Origin of the sequence: Bacteroides rodentium JCM 16496 (assembly GCF_000614125.1) — a bacterium.
In the GTDB taxonomy this organism is placed as follows: Bacteria; Bacteroidota; Bacteroidia; order Bacteroidales; family Bacteroidaceae; genus Bacteroides; species Bacteroides rodentium.
Genome location: NZ_BAKJ01000004.1, coordinates 125369 through 141076 on the forward strand (window position 1 = coordinate 125369; position 15708 = coordinate 141076).

At 52.2% G+C, this 15708-nt stretch carries 5 protein-coding genes and 7 pseudogenes; 11 read left to right on the forward strand and 1 reads right to left on the reverse strand.

The annotated features are described in order from the left end of the window. Nucleotides 1–36: 36 nt before the first annotated feature. From JCM16496_RS02935 to JCM16496_RS02945, 3 genes and pseudogenes are all read left to right on the forward strand, one after another. Nucleotides 37–1427 (forward strand): annotated as a pseudogene (locus JCM16496_RS02935) (ammonium transporter). A 44-nt stretch (nucleotides 1428–1471) separates the two neighbouring features. After that, a complete protein-coding gene (locus JCM16496_RS02940) occupies nucleotides 1472–3661 on the forward strand; it encodes a glutamine synthetase III family protein (protein WP_025832208.1) in 2190 nt (729 codons plus the stop codon). 147 nt (nucleotides 3662–3808) lie between these two features. Beyond that, a pseudogene (locus JCM16496_RS02945) lies at nucleotides 3809–5106 on the forward strand (S28 family serine protease). A 108-nt stretch (nucleotides 5107–5214) separates the two neighbouring features. Here JCM16496_RS02945 and JCM16496_RS02950 read toward each other — a convergent pair. Continuing rightward, nucleotides 5215–5798, reverse strand: a pseudogene (locus tag JCM16496_RS02950) (HdeD family acid-resistance protein). 622 nt (nucleotides 5799–6420) lie between these two features. Between JCM16496_RS02950 and trpB the strand changes: the two are divergent. From trpB to JCM16496_RS02995, 8 genes and pseudogenes are all read left to right on the forward strand, one after another. Further along, a pseudogene (trpB, locus tag JCM16496_RS02955) lies at nucleotides 6421–7621 on the forward strand (tryptophan synthase subunit beta). 349 nt (nucleotides 7622–7970) lie between these two features. After that, nucleotides 7971–9425, forward strand: coding sequence for an anthranilate synthase component I family protein (locus JCM16496_RS02965; protein ID WP_244440200.1), 1455 nt, complete (start codon nucleotides 7971–7973; stop codon nucleotides 9423–9425). Nucleotides 9426–9910: 485 nt separating this feature from the next. Then, nucleotides 9911–10542: pseudogene (locus tag JCM16496_RS02970) on the forward strand (anthranilate synthase component II). 203 nt (nucleotides 10543–10745) lie between these two features. After that, complete coding sequence (trpD, locus tag JCM16496_RS02975; RefSeq protein WP_025832212.1) at nucleotides 10746–11741, forward strand: anthranilate phosphoribosyltransferase; 996 nt, start codon at nucleotides 10746–10748, stop codon at nucleotides 11739–11741. Between the two features lie 4 nt (nucleotides 11742–11745). Continuing rightward, nucleotides 11746–12609: an indole-3-glycerol phosphate synthase TrpC gene (trpC, locus tag JCM16496_RS02980; RefSeq protein WP_025832214.1), complete on the forward strand. Its 864-nt coding sequence runs from the start codon at nucleotides 11746–11748 to the stop codon at nucleotides 12607–12609. A 185-nt stretch (nucleotides 12610–12794) separates the two neighbouring features. Next, nucleotides 12795–13417, forward strand: a pseudogene (locus tag JCM16496_RS02985) (phosphoribosylanthranilate isomerase). Between the two features lie 152 nt (nucleotides 13418–13569). Continuing rightward, nucleotides 13570–14344, forward strand: a pseudogene (gene trpA, locus JCM16496_RS02990) (tryptophan synthase subunit alpha). Nucleotides 14345–14538: 194 nt separating this feature from the next. Further along, entirely contained in the window at nucleotides 14539–15579 is a 1041-nt protein-coding gene (locus JCM16496_RS02995; protein WP_025832216.1) for an asparaginase, read from the forward strand. The last annotated feature ends 129 nt before the right edge of the window (nucleotides 15580–15708 follow it).

The following is a 15708-nucleotide window of genomic DNA, read 5'->3' on the forward strand; positions in this document are numbered from 1 at the left end:
ATCAGTTCTGTTCTACTATAAAAGCCAAAAGAAATTATGGACAAACATAGTAAATGCAGTCTCTACAGACTGCGTATGGCTCTTGCCATATCCATAGCATTCTGCTTCACTACAGATATATTTGCACAAGCCACCTCAATCACAGACAGTACAGCCATTGCCACTCCCGATACGGCAGGTGAACTGGCCAACGGACTGAACACCGTATGGATGCTGCTTGCCGCCATGCTGGTATTCTTCATGCAGCCGGGTTTCGCACTGGTCGAGGCAGGCTTTACAAGAGTAAAAAATACGGCCAATATCCTGATGAAGAACTTCGTCGACTTCATGTTCGGCAGTCTGCTCTACTGGTTCATCGGTTTCGGACTGATGTTCGGTGCAGGCGGATTCATAGGAATGCCCCATTTCTTCGACCTCTCGTTCTACGACGGCGGCGGGCTTCCCACGGAAGGTTTCCTGGTATTCCAGACTGTATTCTGCGCAACGGCTGCCACCATCGTGTCCGGCGCCATGGCAGAACGCACCAAATTCTCCATGTACCTGGTTTACACCATCTTCATCAGTGTGCTGATTTATCCCGTTTCCGGTCACTGGACCTGGGGCGGCGGCTGGCTGATGAACGGCGAGGCAGGCTCCTTCATGATGGACACATTCGGAACCACTTTCCACGACTTCGCCGGTTCCACCATCGTCCATTCCGTAGGCGGCTGGATTGCCTGGTAGGCGCGGCCATCCTCGGCCCGCGCATCGGGAAATATGGCAAAGACGGCAAGTCAAGAGCCATTCCGGGACACAACCTCACGATTGCGGCGCTGGGAGTATTCATCCTTTGGTTCGGATGGTTCGGATTCAACCCCGGCTCACAGTTGGCAGCAGCCACTACGGACGATGCAAAGGCCATCTCGCATGTGTTCCTCACCACCAATCTGGCAGCCTGCGCAGGCGGTTTCTTTGCACTGGCAGTAAGCTGGATGAAGTATGGCAAGCCTTCCTTGTCTCTGACGCTGAATGGTATTCTGGCCGGACTGGTAGGCATCACAGCCGGTTGCGACATGGTGTCCCCGTTCGGGGCGGCAATCATCGGCACCGTCTGCGGCATCCTGATGATTTATTCGGTGGAATTCATCGACCGGACATTGAAAATTGACGACCCCGTAGGGGCCAGTTCCGTACACGGTGTCTGCGGCTTCACGGGAACCATCCTTACCGGGCTGTTTTCCACCAGCGAGGGACTGTTTTACGGTGCAGGCTGGAGCTTTCTCGGAGCGCAGGTGTTCGGTGCACTCGCAGTAGGCGCATGGGCAGCAGGCATGGGATTCATCATCTTCAAAGGACTCGACAAAATCCACGGTCTCCGCGTTTCCAAACGTGTGGAGGAAGAAGGGCTTGACATCTACGAGCATGGAGAGTCTGCCTACGGTGCATAAGTATTTTATGTTTTATTAAACCAACAATTATAACTCAAGGTATTATGTCAAAATTGAGATTCAGAGTAGTAGAGACGGCGTTCAAGAAGAAACCCGTTGCAGTGGCAGTCCCGGCGGAACGTCCGTCAGAGTATTTTGCCAAGTATGTATTCAACAAGGAGAAGATGTTCCGCTACCTGCCAAGCAAGGTGTATGCCAAACTGACGGATGTGATTGACAACGGAGCTCCGCTGGACCGCAGCATAGCCGACGAGGTTGCCGCAGGTATGAAGAAATGGGCGGTGGAAATGGGGGCGACCCACTATACGCACTGGTTTCATCCGCTGACCGAAGGTACTGCCGAAAAGCACGATGCTTTTGTGGAACACGACGGCAAAGGCGGCGTGATGGAGGAATTCACCGGCAAGTTGCTTGTACAGCAGGAACCGGATGCATCCAGTTTCCCGAACGGCGGCATACGCAATACATTCGAAGCCCGCGGCTACTCGGCATGGGACCCCTCCTCCCCGGCATTCATCGTGGACGACACCCTTTGCATCCCGACTATTTTCATTGCCTATACCGGCGAATCGCTGGACTACAAGGCACCGTTGCTGAAAGCCCTGCGTGCCGTAGACAAGGCCGCCGTCGATGTATGCCGCTATTTCAATCCGGAAGTAAAGAAAGTGGTTGCCTACCTGGGCTGGGAGCAGGAATATTTTCTGGTTGACGAAGGATTGTACGCCGCCCGCCCCGACCTGCTGATGACCGGACGCACGCTGATGGGCCATGACAGCGCCAAAAACCAGCAGCTGGAAGACCACTACTTCGGGGCCATCCCCAGCCGTGTGGCCGCTTTCATGAAGGAGCTGGAAATCGAAGCGCTGAAACTCGGCATCCCCGTCAAGACCCGTCACAACGAAGTGGCTCCCAACCAGTTCGAGCTGGCTCCCGTCTTCGAGGAATGCAACCTGGCGGTAGACCACAACATGCTCATCATGGCCTTGATGCGTAAAGTGGCACGCAACCACGGCTTCCGCGTATTGCTGCACGAAAAGCCCTTCAAGGGCGTCAACGGCAGTGGCAAGCACAACAACTGGTCGCTGGGCACGGATACCGGCATCCTGCTCCACGCACCCGGCAAACTGCCCGAAGAGAACCTGCGTTTCATCACCTTCGTAGTGAATACGCTGATGGCCGTATACCGCCACAACGGATTGCTGAAAGCCTCCATCTCCAGTGCGACGAACGCCCACCGGCTGGGTGCCAACGAAGCGCCTCCCGCCATCATCTCTTCCTTCCTGGGCAAGCAGTTGAGCCAGGTGCTGGAGCACATTGAGGAGAGCACCAAGGACGACCTCGTCAGCCTCAGCGGCAAGCAAGGCATGAAGCTGGACATCCCGCAGATTCCGGAACTGATGATAGACAATACCGACCGCAACCGCACCAGCCCGTTCGCCTTTACCGGCAACCGCTTCGAATTCCGCGCCGTGGGTTCCGAAGCCAACTGCGCCAGTGCCATGATTGCGCTGAACTCCGCCCTTGCCGAGCAGTTGACGGAATTCAAGAAAGATGTGGACGAACTGATTGAAAAGGGCGAGCCGAAAATCTCCGCCATCCTTGAAGTCATCCGCCGGTACATCAAAATCTGCAAGCCCATCCACTTTGACGGCAACGGTTACAGCGACGAATGGAAAGCCGAAGCAGCCCGCCGCGGTCTGGACTGCGAGACAAGTGTCCCCGTCATCTTCGACAACTACCTGAAACCGGAAAGCATCCGGATGTTCGAGTCCATCGGCGTCATGACGAAGAAGGAACTCGAGGCACGCAACGAAGTGAAATGGGAAATGTATACCAAGAAAATCCAAATCGAAGCCCGTGTGCTCGGAGATTTGGCCATGAACCACATCATCCCCGTAGCCACCCAATATCAGACCGATTTGGTGGACAACGTCTACAAGATGAAAGACCTGTTCCCCGCAGAGAAGGCTGCAAAACTGTCTGCCAAGAACCTGGAACTCATTGAAGAGATTGCCGACCGCACCGCCTTCATCAAGGAGCATGTGGATGCCATGATAGAGGCGCGCAAAGTGGCCAACAAAATTGAAAGTGAACGTGAAAAAGCCATCGCCTACCACGACAACATCGTACCGATGATGGAGGAAATCCGTTACCACATCGACAAGCTGGAACTCATCGTCGACAATCAGATGTGGACGTTGCCCAAATATCGCGAGTTACTGTTTATAAGATAAGGAAAATTTCTTTTGTTGGTTGTTTTAAGTTTGCAGGGGGAGAGGTGCCGCGAGGCAGTTCTCTCTCTTCTTTTCATTCATGCCAACAGTTGGCGATAAGCGGGAAATAACCTATCTTTGTCCGTCAGATAAAACAACCCTATCATCATGAAGAATTTACGTAACTGCTATGCAGCGTTCCTGCTGTTTGCCTTGCTGTTTGTTTCGGCTGTCGCCCCGGCACAAACCGATTTGCAGCAAAAACTGGGGCAGATTTCCGCCATTACGGAAACCCGTCCTTTGGAATCCACCCGGTTCTCCGAGAAGTATGTAACCTATTTCACCCAGCCGTTGGACCACCGTCATCCCGAAAAGGGCAGTTTCCGCCAGCGTGTGATTGTCTCCCACGTCGCTTCGACCGTCCCACGGTGATTGTAACCGAAGGCTATGGAGCCGCCTATGCCCTCAATCCCAAGTATCGCGAGGAACTTTCCGAATTGCTCGATGCCAACATGATTTTTGTGGAATACCGTTATTTCCTGGAATCTACGCCCGAACCTAAAGACTGGCAATACCTCACCGCCGAGAATTCCGCCGACGACCTGCACGCCGTCCGCAACGCCTTTAAAAGCATCTATCCCGGCAAATGGATTGCGACCGGCATCAGCAAGGGCGGGCAGACTACCCTGCTCTACCGCACTTTCTATCCGGACGACGTGGATATTTCCGTGCCATACGTAGCTCCGCTCTGCTACGGGGTGGAAGACGGACGCCACGAGCCTTTCCTCAGGAAAGTGTCTACTCCGAAGGACCGTAAACGGATTGAAGACTTCCAGTTGGAAGTGTTGAAACGGAAAGCCGCACTGCTCCCCCGCTTTGAGAAATATTGTGATGAAAAAGGGCTCAAGTTCCGTGCGCCCGTTGAAGAGATATACGACTATTGCGTGCTGGAGTATTCTTTTGCCCTTTGGCAGTGGGGAACTCCCGTCAGCAGCATTCCCGCAACCACGGCCCCGGACGATGAGATATTTGCCCACCTGCTCGACATCAGTAATCCCGACTACTTCATTGCCGACAGTCCCACAGCCTCGTTCTTTGTGCAGGCCGCCCGCGAACTGGGCTATTACGGCTACGATACGAAGCCTTTCAAGAAATATCTTTCCATCCAATCGAGCAAGGATTACCTGCACCGCCTCATGCTTCCCGAAGAGCTGAAAGACATGCCCTTCGACAAGACCCTAAGCAAGAAAATCACGAAATTCCTGAAAGAGAATGACCCGAAAATGATATTCATCTACGGCGAAAACGACCCGTGGACAGCTGCCGGAGTGACCTGGCTGAAAGGAAAGAAAAACATCCATGTATTCGTAGAGCCCGGGGGAAGCCATCGGGCACGCATCGGTACACTGCCCGAAGCGGAAAAGCAAGAAGCCATTTCACTGATAAACAAGTGGCTGCAAGAATAAAAAAACAGATGGTCCGCTTGATTGAAACAGACCATCTATTCAATGCAAACAGACCATGCGTTTAGGGCAAACAGACCATCTGTTTACAACCAACGCATGGTCTGTTTTTTATTCTACGATTTCAGCATCTTCAATGTTATTGATTTCCCTTGAAGAGGAGTCCGTTGTACCCGGTGTTTTGGGACGGCGACGCGTAAACTTGAACCAGTTCAGCAGTTCCGAAGCCGCATAGACCAGACTGCTGATACCGATAATAATAAATGCCGTGGAGCGTACTCCCGTAGGATTGAACAGCGCAACCAAACCGGCAATCAGAATCAATACAGGCACCGCGTAAAAGCCATACGGCACCGGCATCCAGCGACGGGCAGCGGAAAGCGAGGCAATCTGTTGCACTCCTCCCATCACCAGGATAAATCCCAATACAAATGTCAGCAAATCGGCAAAGAAGCCGGGCATGATAATCAGCCACAAGCCAAACAGCAGCTGCCCACCCCCTCGATAGGGAAGCGGCGGCGCATCTCCGTGCTCTGTGCAAAGTAGCCTATGATGCTGATGAGCGAAGGCACCAGGAAGATGACACCTATCGTAATGACAAGATAATCACCGGCCTGGTCGGGAAACATCACCAGCACCAAACCTATAACCAGCGCACATATTGCACGCAAAAATGAGTAACTTAATCCTTTCATGAGTTTATGTTTTTTTGCGAAGATACATCTTTATCCGAATAACTCCGCACGAAAATCCCGAAAAATCAGTTTACATTCAGCCAGGCATTCATATCTTCGGCCACAAAAAGCCAGTATAATAACAATAGCACAGCAATAACCACGCCTATGGCAACTAAATGTTTTCTATTCATAGTTTGTTCCTTTCTTTTTTTTGAATGAATATTCGTTTTTACTACACCTATAAAAACAAGATTTCAAGAAAAATGTTTTAATCCGGAAAAAAAGTCATATTTATTTTGGCAGTTAAAACAAAGTGCTTATATTTGTCGCGAAAACGAAGACAGGCTGCACCTCAGCATAAAAAATGAACAAGTTCATTTTATTATACATTCGGTTTGCACTGTCTTTGCTCCCAATAAAACAAAAAAAGTCAATGAAAACAATGTTAGTAAATACATATTGGTGGTGGCACCCGTTACAACTCCGACAGTCGTAAGGGAGCAGCGCTCGTATGTATATGTGTAATATATGGTAAAAAATAAAAAGAGCCCTGTCGCACCAAGCGACGGGGCTTTTTTCGTTTAAGCAATAATTCGTTTTGATTTCTGAAATAGTAAATCGTCAAATAGTAAATAACATGATGAATTTCTTAGTTGACAAAGAAGGTTATTACGGAGAGTTCGGCGGGGCATACGTTCCCGAAATCCTCCACAAATGTGTAGAAGAGTTGCAGAATACTTACCTCCGGGTGCTGCAAAGTGAGGACTTCAAGCGTGAATACGACCAGTTGCTGCGCGACTACGTGGGACGCCCTTCCCCACTCTACCTGGCACACCGCTTGTCCGAGAAGTACGGCTGCCGGATTTACCTCAAGCGTGAAGACCTGAACCACACCGGTGCCCACAAAATCAACAACAGCATCGGGCAGGTATTGCTGGCACGCCGCATGGGCAAGCGCCGCATCATCGCCGAAACCGGAGCCGGACAGCACGGCGTTGCCACAGCCACCGTCTGCGCCCTGATGAATATGGAGTGTATCGTCTACATGGGCAAGACCGACGTGGAACGCCAGCGCATCAATGTGGAGAAGATGAAGATGCTCGGCGCTACCGTCGTCCCCGTCACCAGCGGCAATATGACGTTGAAGGACGCCACCAACGAAGCCATCCGCGACTGGTGCTGCCATCCGGCAGACACCTACTACGTGATAGGTTCCACCGTCGGCCCGCATCCCTACCCCGACATGGTGGCACGCCTGCAGTCCGTCATCAGCGAAGAAATCAGGAAACAGCTTCTTGAGCATGAAGGACGCAGCTGCCCCGATTACCTCATCGCCTGCGTAGGTGGAGGAAGCAATGCAGCCGGCACCATCTATCACTACGTCAACGACCCGCACGTGCAAATCGTCCTCGCCGAAGCCGGCGGAAAAGGCATTGAAACGGGAATGACAGCCGCCACCATCGCCCTCGGCAAGATGGGCATCATCCACGGCTCGCGCACCTACGTCATCCAGAACGAGGACGGACAGATAGAAGAACCCTATTCCATCTCTGCCGGACTGGACTATCCGCATCGGCCCCATGCACGCCAACCTTGCCAAGCAGAAACGTGCCGTCGTCCTCGCCGTCAATGATGACGAAGCCGTCCGGGCCGCCTACGAACTGACCCGGCTCGAAGGCATCATCCCCGCCCTGGAAAGCGCCCACGCACTGGGTGCGCTGGAGAAGATGAAGTTCAAGCCGACGGACGTGGTGGTGCTGACGGTGTCGGGACGGGGGGATAAGGATATGCAGACCTACAGCCTCTCCCCCGACCCCTCCCCCGTAGGGAGGGGAGGATGAAGTTACTCCGGGAATCTGATGAGATGGAAAGTTGCCATTCAAAGAAAAAGCCGCAAAGATGACGCGAACCGAACGTTATCAAGCTCGCTTGAATAGCTGAGGTGAAGCTTACCTGTTATAAAAACAAACCTCTAAAGAATGCAGGACAAAATTTAAACAGGCTCTAAAAGAAAGCAGATAAAAAACTTAAAATCCCGTTGGCGGAATCAACTGCTTTCATATCCCCCTCCTTAGAGGTATGCGCAGGCTTCATTCTGTTCTGTTTTTCGGTTTTTCCACATCATTTAATTCCGACAACAGGCTTTAAAAGGAAAATTTAAAAAGACTCTTATTTAAAATGAAAACAAATATGAATACAAAAAACAATTCAGTAGTAACCTCCTCCCCCCTCCCTACGGGGGAGGGGTCGGGGGTGAGGCTTAGGACAGTCAGCCGCACCCTGCTCGGCGACCTGCATACGCCGGTGAGCACGTATCTGAAGGTGCGCGACATCTTTCCGCAGAGCGCACTAATGGAGAGCTCCGACTATCATGGCAGCGAGAACAACCGCTCGTTCATCGCCCTGTGTCCGCTGGCAAGTGTCAGCATAGACCACGGCACGGCCATCTTCCGCCTGCCGGACGACAGCCGCGAAGAGCATCTCATCACCGATACATACCGGGTGGAGAATGCCTTGAACGATTTCCGCGCCCGCTTCCGCGTGGAGGGCGAATACAGCAATTACTGCGGACTCTACGGATACACCTCCTTCAATGCTGTCCGCTACTTCGAGAATATACCCGTGAAGGACAGCCGCGAAGCTACCAACGATGCACCGGACATGCTATACATATTATATAAGTACCTCATCGTCTTCAACGACTTCAAGAATGAGATGCTGCTCCTCGAGATGCTGGCGCCCGGCGAGACCAGCGGACTGGACCAGGTGCAGAAGGCCATCCATAACCGCAACTACACCGCCTACGATTTCCGCGCCATCGGCCCCACCACCTCCCCGCTTACGGACGAGGAGCACAAGGCGAATATCCGCCGGGGCATCGCCCACTGCCTGCGCGGCGACGTGTTCCAGATTGTCCTCTCCCGCCGGTTCGAGCAGCGTTTCACGGGCGATGACTTCAAGCTCTACCGTGCCCTGCGCAGCATCAACCCTTCTCCCTATCTGTTCTATTTCGACTTCGGGGGCTTCCGCATTTTCGGCTCGTCGCCCGAAACCCATTGCCGCATCGAAGGCCGCCATGCCTACATCGACCCCATTGCCGGAACCACGAAGCGTACCGGCGATGCAGAGCAGGACGCCCTCAATGCCCGATACCTGCACGACGACCCCAAAGAGAACGCCGAACACGTGATGTTGGTGGACCTTGCCCGCAACGACCTCTCACGCAACTGCCACGATGTAAAGGTGGACTTCTATAAGGAGACGCAGTATTACAGCCATGTCATCCACCTCGTCAGCCGTGTCAGCGGAACGCTCCGCGAAGAGGCCGACCCCGTCAAGGCCTTCATCGACACCTTTCCTGCCGGTACCCTGAGCGGCGCCCCCAAAGTACGCGCCATGCAACTCATCAGCCAGCTGGAACCGCACAACCGTGGAGCCTACGGCGGCTGCATCGGTTTCATCGGACTGAACGGCTCGCTGAACCAGGCGATTACGATTCGTACTTTTGTCAGCCGCAACGGTCTCCTCTGGTTCCAGGCAGGCGGCGGCATCGTAGCCAAGAGCAACGACGAGTACGAACTGCAAGAGGTGAACAACAAGCTCGGCGCACTGAAAAAGGCGATTGAGATGGCGGAAAAAATATGAGTTCATTTACTATTTACAATGTACAATGTACAATTTGCCATGCTGGCGTACAATTGCAGTCAGTCCAAATTGTACATTGTACATTGTAAATAGTAAATTGAATGTATGATTTGCCATGCAGCGTACATTGCGCAGCCAAATAGTACATTGTATAGTGTATAGTGGAACAGAAATGATTTGCGAAAAAAAGAGGTGAAATAGAGAGTAACTCAATTCCCCTCCTCCGGGGAGGAGGGGTGCCCAACGGGCGGGGTGGTAGGGAGCATAAGGTAATGAAAAATAGTACAGTGCGTATCGCTACCACCTCCCCCTACGGGTACTCACCCCCTCCACCTCCCCGGAGGAGGAGAAGTAAGTTACCCCGTATTTTTTCGCAAACCAATTCTGTTCGACTATAAATAGTAAATTGAATGTACGATTTGCCATGCAGCGTACATTGCGCAGCCAAATAGTAAATAGTAAATCATCAAATAGTAAATAAATCGATGAAAACAGTTATCATAGACAATTACGACTCCTTCACCTACAACCTTGCCCATCTGGTGAAAGAGCTCGGCGCAGAAACGGATGTGCTGCGCAACGATAAATTCCGGCTCGAAGAACTGGAGCCATACGATAAAATCATCCTCTCACCCGGCCCCGGTGTCCCCGAGGAAGCCGGACTGCTGCAGGATGTCATCCGCACCTATGCCGGACGGAAACCCATACTTGGCGTCTGCCTGGCGAACAAGCCATCGGACAAGTGTTTGGCGGAAAGCTGGTCAATCTGGAAGAGGTATTCCATGGGGTACAGACGGAGATAAGGATGAAGGGGGAAGGATTAGGGATGAGGGAGGAAGGATTAGGGATTAAGGGGAAGGATTATGAAGGTATTTCTCTTGAAGAAGACTATATCTTCTGCGGTTTACCCCATAGGATTCCCGTTGGACGATACCACTCCTGGGTAGTGGATACGAAGGAGTTTCCCGACGAACTTGCCATTACCGCCATCAGCCCCGAAGGACAAATCATGGCGCTGAAACATCGGGAATATGACATACACGGCATCCAGTTCCACCCGGAATCCGTACTGACACCCGACGGAAAAACAATCGTAAAAAACTGGCTTTTCAAATGAGGCGTTTCATCGTCCGGAATGCCACACTTCATCAAGCCAAATGCCACACTTTGTCCCTACTGACATGTGGCATTACGGACGGTAACATGTGGCATTCCGAAAGCAAATGAACGGCATTTCAAACGAGAGCAGAGTAACCCAAATAGTAAATCGTAAATCGTCAAATAGTAAATAGAATCGATTGTCAAATAGTAAATAAATAGATGAAAGCAATATTATCCCGTCTCTTCAACCACGAAGAGCTTACGTCGGAGGAAACCAGACAAATCCTCCTCAACATCACCAAGGAAATGTATCCTGAGGCGCAGATAGCAGCCCTGCTCACTGCCTTCCAGATGCGAAGCATCACTGTGGACGAGCTTATCGGTTTCCGCGAAGCACTGATGGAAACACGCCTCCCCATCGACTTCGCCCCCTATCGCCCCATCGACATTGTGGGTACGGGAGGCGACGGAAAGAACACCTTCAACATCTCCACCTGCGCTTGCTTCGTGGTGGCGGGAGCCGGCTACAAGGTTGCCAAGCACGGCAACTACGGAGCCACTTCCGTGAGCGGAGCCAGCAATGTCATCGAGCAGCACGGCGTACGCTTCACCAACAACCCCGACACGCTGAAACGCAGCATGGAGGAGTGCAACATCGCCTACCTTCATGCCCAGCTTTTCAATCCGGCGATGAAGTTTGTCGGTCCCGTACGCAAGACGCTGGGAGTGCGCACCTTGTTCAATCTGCTCGGCCCGTTGGTGAATCCATGCTGCCCGGCATACCAGCTGCTCGGTGTGGCAGACCTCTCGCAGATGCGCCTGTATACCAACGTATTCTATAAGCTCGGCATTGACTTTGCCGTGGTCAACAGCCTCGACAGCTACGACGAAATCTCCCTGACGGACGAGTTCAAGGTGATGACCCGCAACTACGAGCGCATCTACCGTCCGCAGGCTCTCGGCTTCAAGGATGCCCGTCCCGAAGAACTCTTCGGCGGCGCATGCAAGGAAGATGCCGCCCGCATCTTCGACAATATCCTTACGGGGCATGCCACACCTGCACAAACGCAATGCGTCATTGTCAACGCCGCCTTTGCCATCCAGGTGATGGAGCCGCAGAAAGAGATTGAAGAGTGCATCGCCATCGCACGCGAATCGCTGGATAGCGGACGGGCGCTGGCGACACTGAAAAAATTTATCGAGATTAATAAATGATGCAATGAAAGATATACTGTCCGAAATCATCGCCCATAAGCAAACAGAGATTGAACTGCAGAAGCAAACCGTCTCTCTGGAACAACTACAGGAGCAAGCCGGAACCATTATCCGGGAGAATGCGGCCCACCGCCGCAGCATGAAGCAGGCCCTTGCCGCTTCTTCTACAGGAATCATCTCCGAGTTCAAACGCCGTTCCCCCTCTAAAGGCTGGATAAACGAGGCTGCCCGGGCAGAGGAAATACCCGCTGCCTACGAAACCTCCGGCGCTGCCGCCCTCTCCATCCTGACGGACGGGAAGTTCTTCGGCGGTACGCTGCGCGACATCCGCACGGCCCGTCCGCTGGTCCACATCCCCATTCTGCGCAAAGACTTCATCATCGACGAGTACCAGCTTCTGCAAGCCTGCATCGTAGGTGCCGACGCCGTATTGCTCATTGCCTCCTGCCTCAGTCCGGAGCAGTGCAGCACCCTCACCGCCCAAGCCCACGAACTCGGGCTGGAGGTATTGCTCGAAATCCACAGCCCTTCGGAACTCTCCTATATAAATAAGGAGGTCGACATGGTAGGTGTCAACAACCGCAACCTCGGCTCCTTCGTCACCGATGTGGAAAACTCCTTCCGGATAGCCCGGCAACTGCGCGAAGCCACCCACGGACCGGCATCCCCGCTCCTTGTCTCCGAAAGCGGCATCTCCGCCCCCGAGACCATCTGCCGCCTGCGTGCCGCCGGCTTCCGCGGCTTCCTCATCGGCGAAACCTTCATGAAAACAGCCACCCCGGGCGAAACCCTGAACAAGTTCATCCAAGACAGTCTCTCAATCAATAATTATAGTCAAACAGAAATGACCTGCGAAGAAAAGAGGTGAAATAGAGAGTAACTTACTTCCCCTCCTCCCCGGAGGAGGAGAAGTAAGTTACTCCGTATTTTTCGCAAATCATTTCTGTTCTACTATAAAAGTTGAAAGTTGATAATTGTAAATACCAAAGTCTCTCATACAGCGTTACATCGCGCAGCCAAATTGTAAATAGTAAATTGTAAATCGTAAATAAAATGTCTCCTCTCATCAAAGTATGCGGAATGACCGAAGCAGAAAACATCCGCAATGTAGAACTGCAAGGTGTAGATATGATTGGTTTCATCTTCTACCCCAAATCTCCCCGTTGTCTGTGCCAGATGCCCGGGTATCTGCCAGCCTGCGCCAAGCGCGTCGGCGTCTTTGTCAACGAAAGTAAGGAAAACATCCTGATGTATACCGACCGTTTCGGCCTGGACTACATCCAGCTGCATGGCAATGAAGCCCCCGAGTACTGCCGTTCCCTGCGCAATGCAGGCCTGCACCTCATCAAGCTTTCTCCATCTTGCTGCCCAAGGACCTGCTTTCCGTATCTGCCTACAATGGTCTGTGCGACTACTACCTCTTCGACACCAAGACCCCGCAGTACGGCGGTTCCGGCAACCAGTTCGACTGGAACCTCCTTCACCGCTACAACGGTCCCACCCCCTTCCTGCTCAGCGGTGGCATCAACCCCTACAGCGTAAAAGCCCTCCGGGAGTTCCGCCATCCCTATCTCGCAGGAATCGACATCAACAGCCGTTTCGAGACGGCACCGGGAATAAAGGATGTGGAACGCATCTCAAACTTCCTGAAAGAACTGAAGGGAGGTACGATTTGACTATTTACTATTTACCATGTACAATGTACAATTTGCCATGCGGCGTACATTGCGCAGCCAAATAGTAAATTGTAAAATTGTAAATCATCCCATGCAGCATATATTGCGCAGCCAAATAGTAAATAGTAAATTGTAAAATTGTAAATAGTATGTTGAACCGCATTAACCAACTTTTCCAGGACAGCCCCAAGAATCTGCTGTCCATTTACTTTTGTGCAGGCTGTCCCAACCTCGACGGCACTGCCGACGTTATCCGTGCCCTCGAAAGAAACGGGGTCAGCATGATTGAAATCGGAATTCCGTTCAGTGACCCCATGGCCGACGGCATTGTCATCCAGAATGCCGCCACCCGCGCCCTGCGTGGCGGCATGTCCCTCCGTCTGCTTTTCGAACAGTTGCGCGACATCCGTCGCGATGTCCGCATCCCGCTTGTCCTTATGGGATACCTCAATCCCATCATGCAGTTCGGCTTCGAAGCTTCTGCCAGAAGTGCGTGGAATGCGGCATCGACGGCGTCATCATTCCCGACCTCCCCTTCCGCGACTACGAAGAGAGCTACAAAGCCATCGCCTCGAAGTATGACATCCGTGTCATCATGCTCATTACCCCCGAAACCAGCGAAGCCCGCGTCCGCGAGATAGATGCCCACACCGACGGATTCATCTATCTGGTGTCCAGTGCCGCTACCACCGGTGCCCAGAAAGACTTCGACACCCGGAAGCAAGCCTACTTCAAGAAGATAGAGGATATGAACCTGCGCAATCCACGCATGGTAGCTTCGGCATCAGCAACAAGCAGACATTCGATGCCGCCTGCGCCCACTCATCCGGTGCCATCATTGGCAGCCGCTTCGTCACGCTGCTCAACGAGAAGGAAGGAGATGCGGAAAAGGCTATCAGGCAGTTGAAGGAAGATTTGAAACAGTGAGCTTATTCAAATCTCATCCATTTTATTTTTCGCAATGAAAAACAAAATGGATATCATCTGCAGGCAAGAAATGGATAAGAAATCTGTAGCATAAAAATAAAAGAGATAAAATCATCACGACTTGTCTCTTTTATTTTTACCCATCTCATATTTTTCGTATCTTTGTGCCCGAAAAAAGCTCTAACACGAATATTATGAAAGTCGATTGCCCTTCCGTACTATTGATTTACACTGGCGGAACTATCGGAATGATAGAAAATCCCGAGACCGGTGCGCTTGAGAACTTCAACTTCGACCAACTGCTGCAGCATGTTCCCGAACTGAAGCGCTTCAACTACCGCATCTCATCCTATCAGTTCGACCCACCCATCGACTCTTCCGACATGGAGCCTTCCCTCTGGGCAAAGATTGTAAAAATCATCAACTACAACTACGACAATTTCGACGGCTTCGTCATCCTGCACGGCACCGATACGATGGCCTATACAGCCTCCGCCCTCAGCTTCATGCTCGAGAACCTTTCCAAGCCGGTCATCCTCACCGGTTCCCAGCTTCCCATCGGCACCCTGCGCACCGACGGGAAAGAGAACCTCATCACCGCCATTGAAATAGCCGCCGCCAAGCATCCGGACGGTACTCCTGTCGTCCCCGAAGTGTGCATCTTCTTCGAGAACGAACTGATGCGGGGCAACCGTACCACCAAAATCAATGCCGAGAATTTCAACGCTTTCCGCTCCTTCAACTATCCCGCACTGGCAAAGGCAGGCATCCATATCCGCTATAACGAGCACCTCATCCGACGCCCCGACCCGTCGCGCCCCATGAAGCCGCACTACCTTTTCGACACCAATGTCGTGGTGCTCACCCTCTTTCCCGGCATCCAGGAAAGCATTATCAACTCCGTGCTTCATGTTCCCGGTCTGAAAGCCGTTGTCCTCAAGACCTTCGGTTCCGGCAATGCCCCCCAGAAAGAATGGTTCATCCGCCAGCTGAAAGAAGCCAGCGAACGTGGCATTGTCATCGTCAACATCACCCAATGCCAAAGTGGCGCCGTCGAGATGGGACGCTACGAAACCGGACTGCAACTTCTCCAGGCAGGGGTCATCAGCGGCTACGACAGCACCCCCGAATGCGCCGTCACCAAACTGATGTTCCTCCTGGGGCACGGACTGAACCAAGCCGAAATCCGCCACCGCATGAATTCCGACCTGGCAGGAGAAATCACCAAGCAATAAGTTGCATTTCTTGGCCACCCTCCCAATCCCCTCTACAATACACCACAGAGGGACAGATAACATTTTACCCCATAACTTCAATCAATTTGTACCATAAAAAGATAACATTTACAACATATATAACAATAC

What these genes read in the sequence shown, in the direction of transcription:
- trpD (WP_025832212.1), top strand. Translation starts at nt 10,746, where the DNA reads ATGAAAGCAATATTATCCCGTCTCTTCAACCACGAAGAGCTTACGTCG.
- JCM16496_RS02995 (WP_025832216.1), top strand. Translation starts at nt 14,539, where the DNA reads ATGAAAGTCGATTGCCCTTCCGTACTATTGATTTACACTGGCGGAACT.
- trpC (WP_025832214.1), top strand. Translation starts at nt 11,746, where the DNA reads ATGAAAGATATACTGTCCGAAATCATCGCCCATAAGCAAACAGAGATT.
- JCM16496_RS02965 (WP_244440200.1), top strand. Translation starts at nt 7,971, where the DNA reads ATGAATACAAAAAACAATTCAGTAGTAACCTCCTCCCCCCTCCCTACG.
- JCM16496_RS02940 (WP_025832208.1), top strand. Translation starts at nt 1,472, where the DNA reads ATGTCAAAATTGAGATTCAGAGTAGTAGAGACGGCGTTCAAGAAGAAA.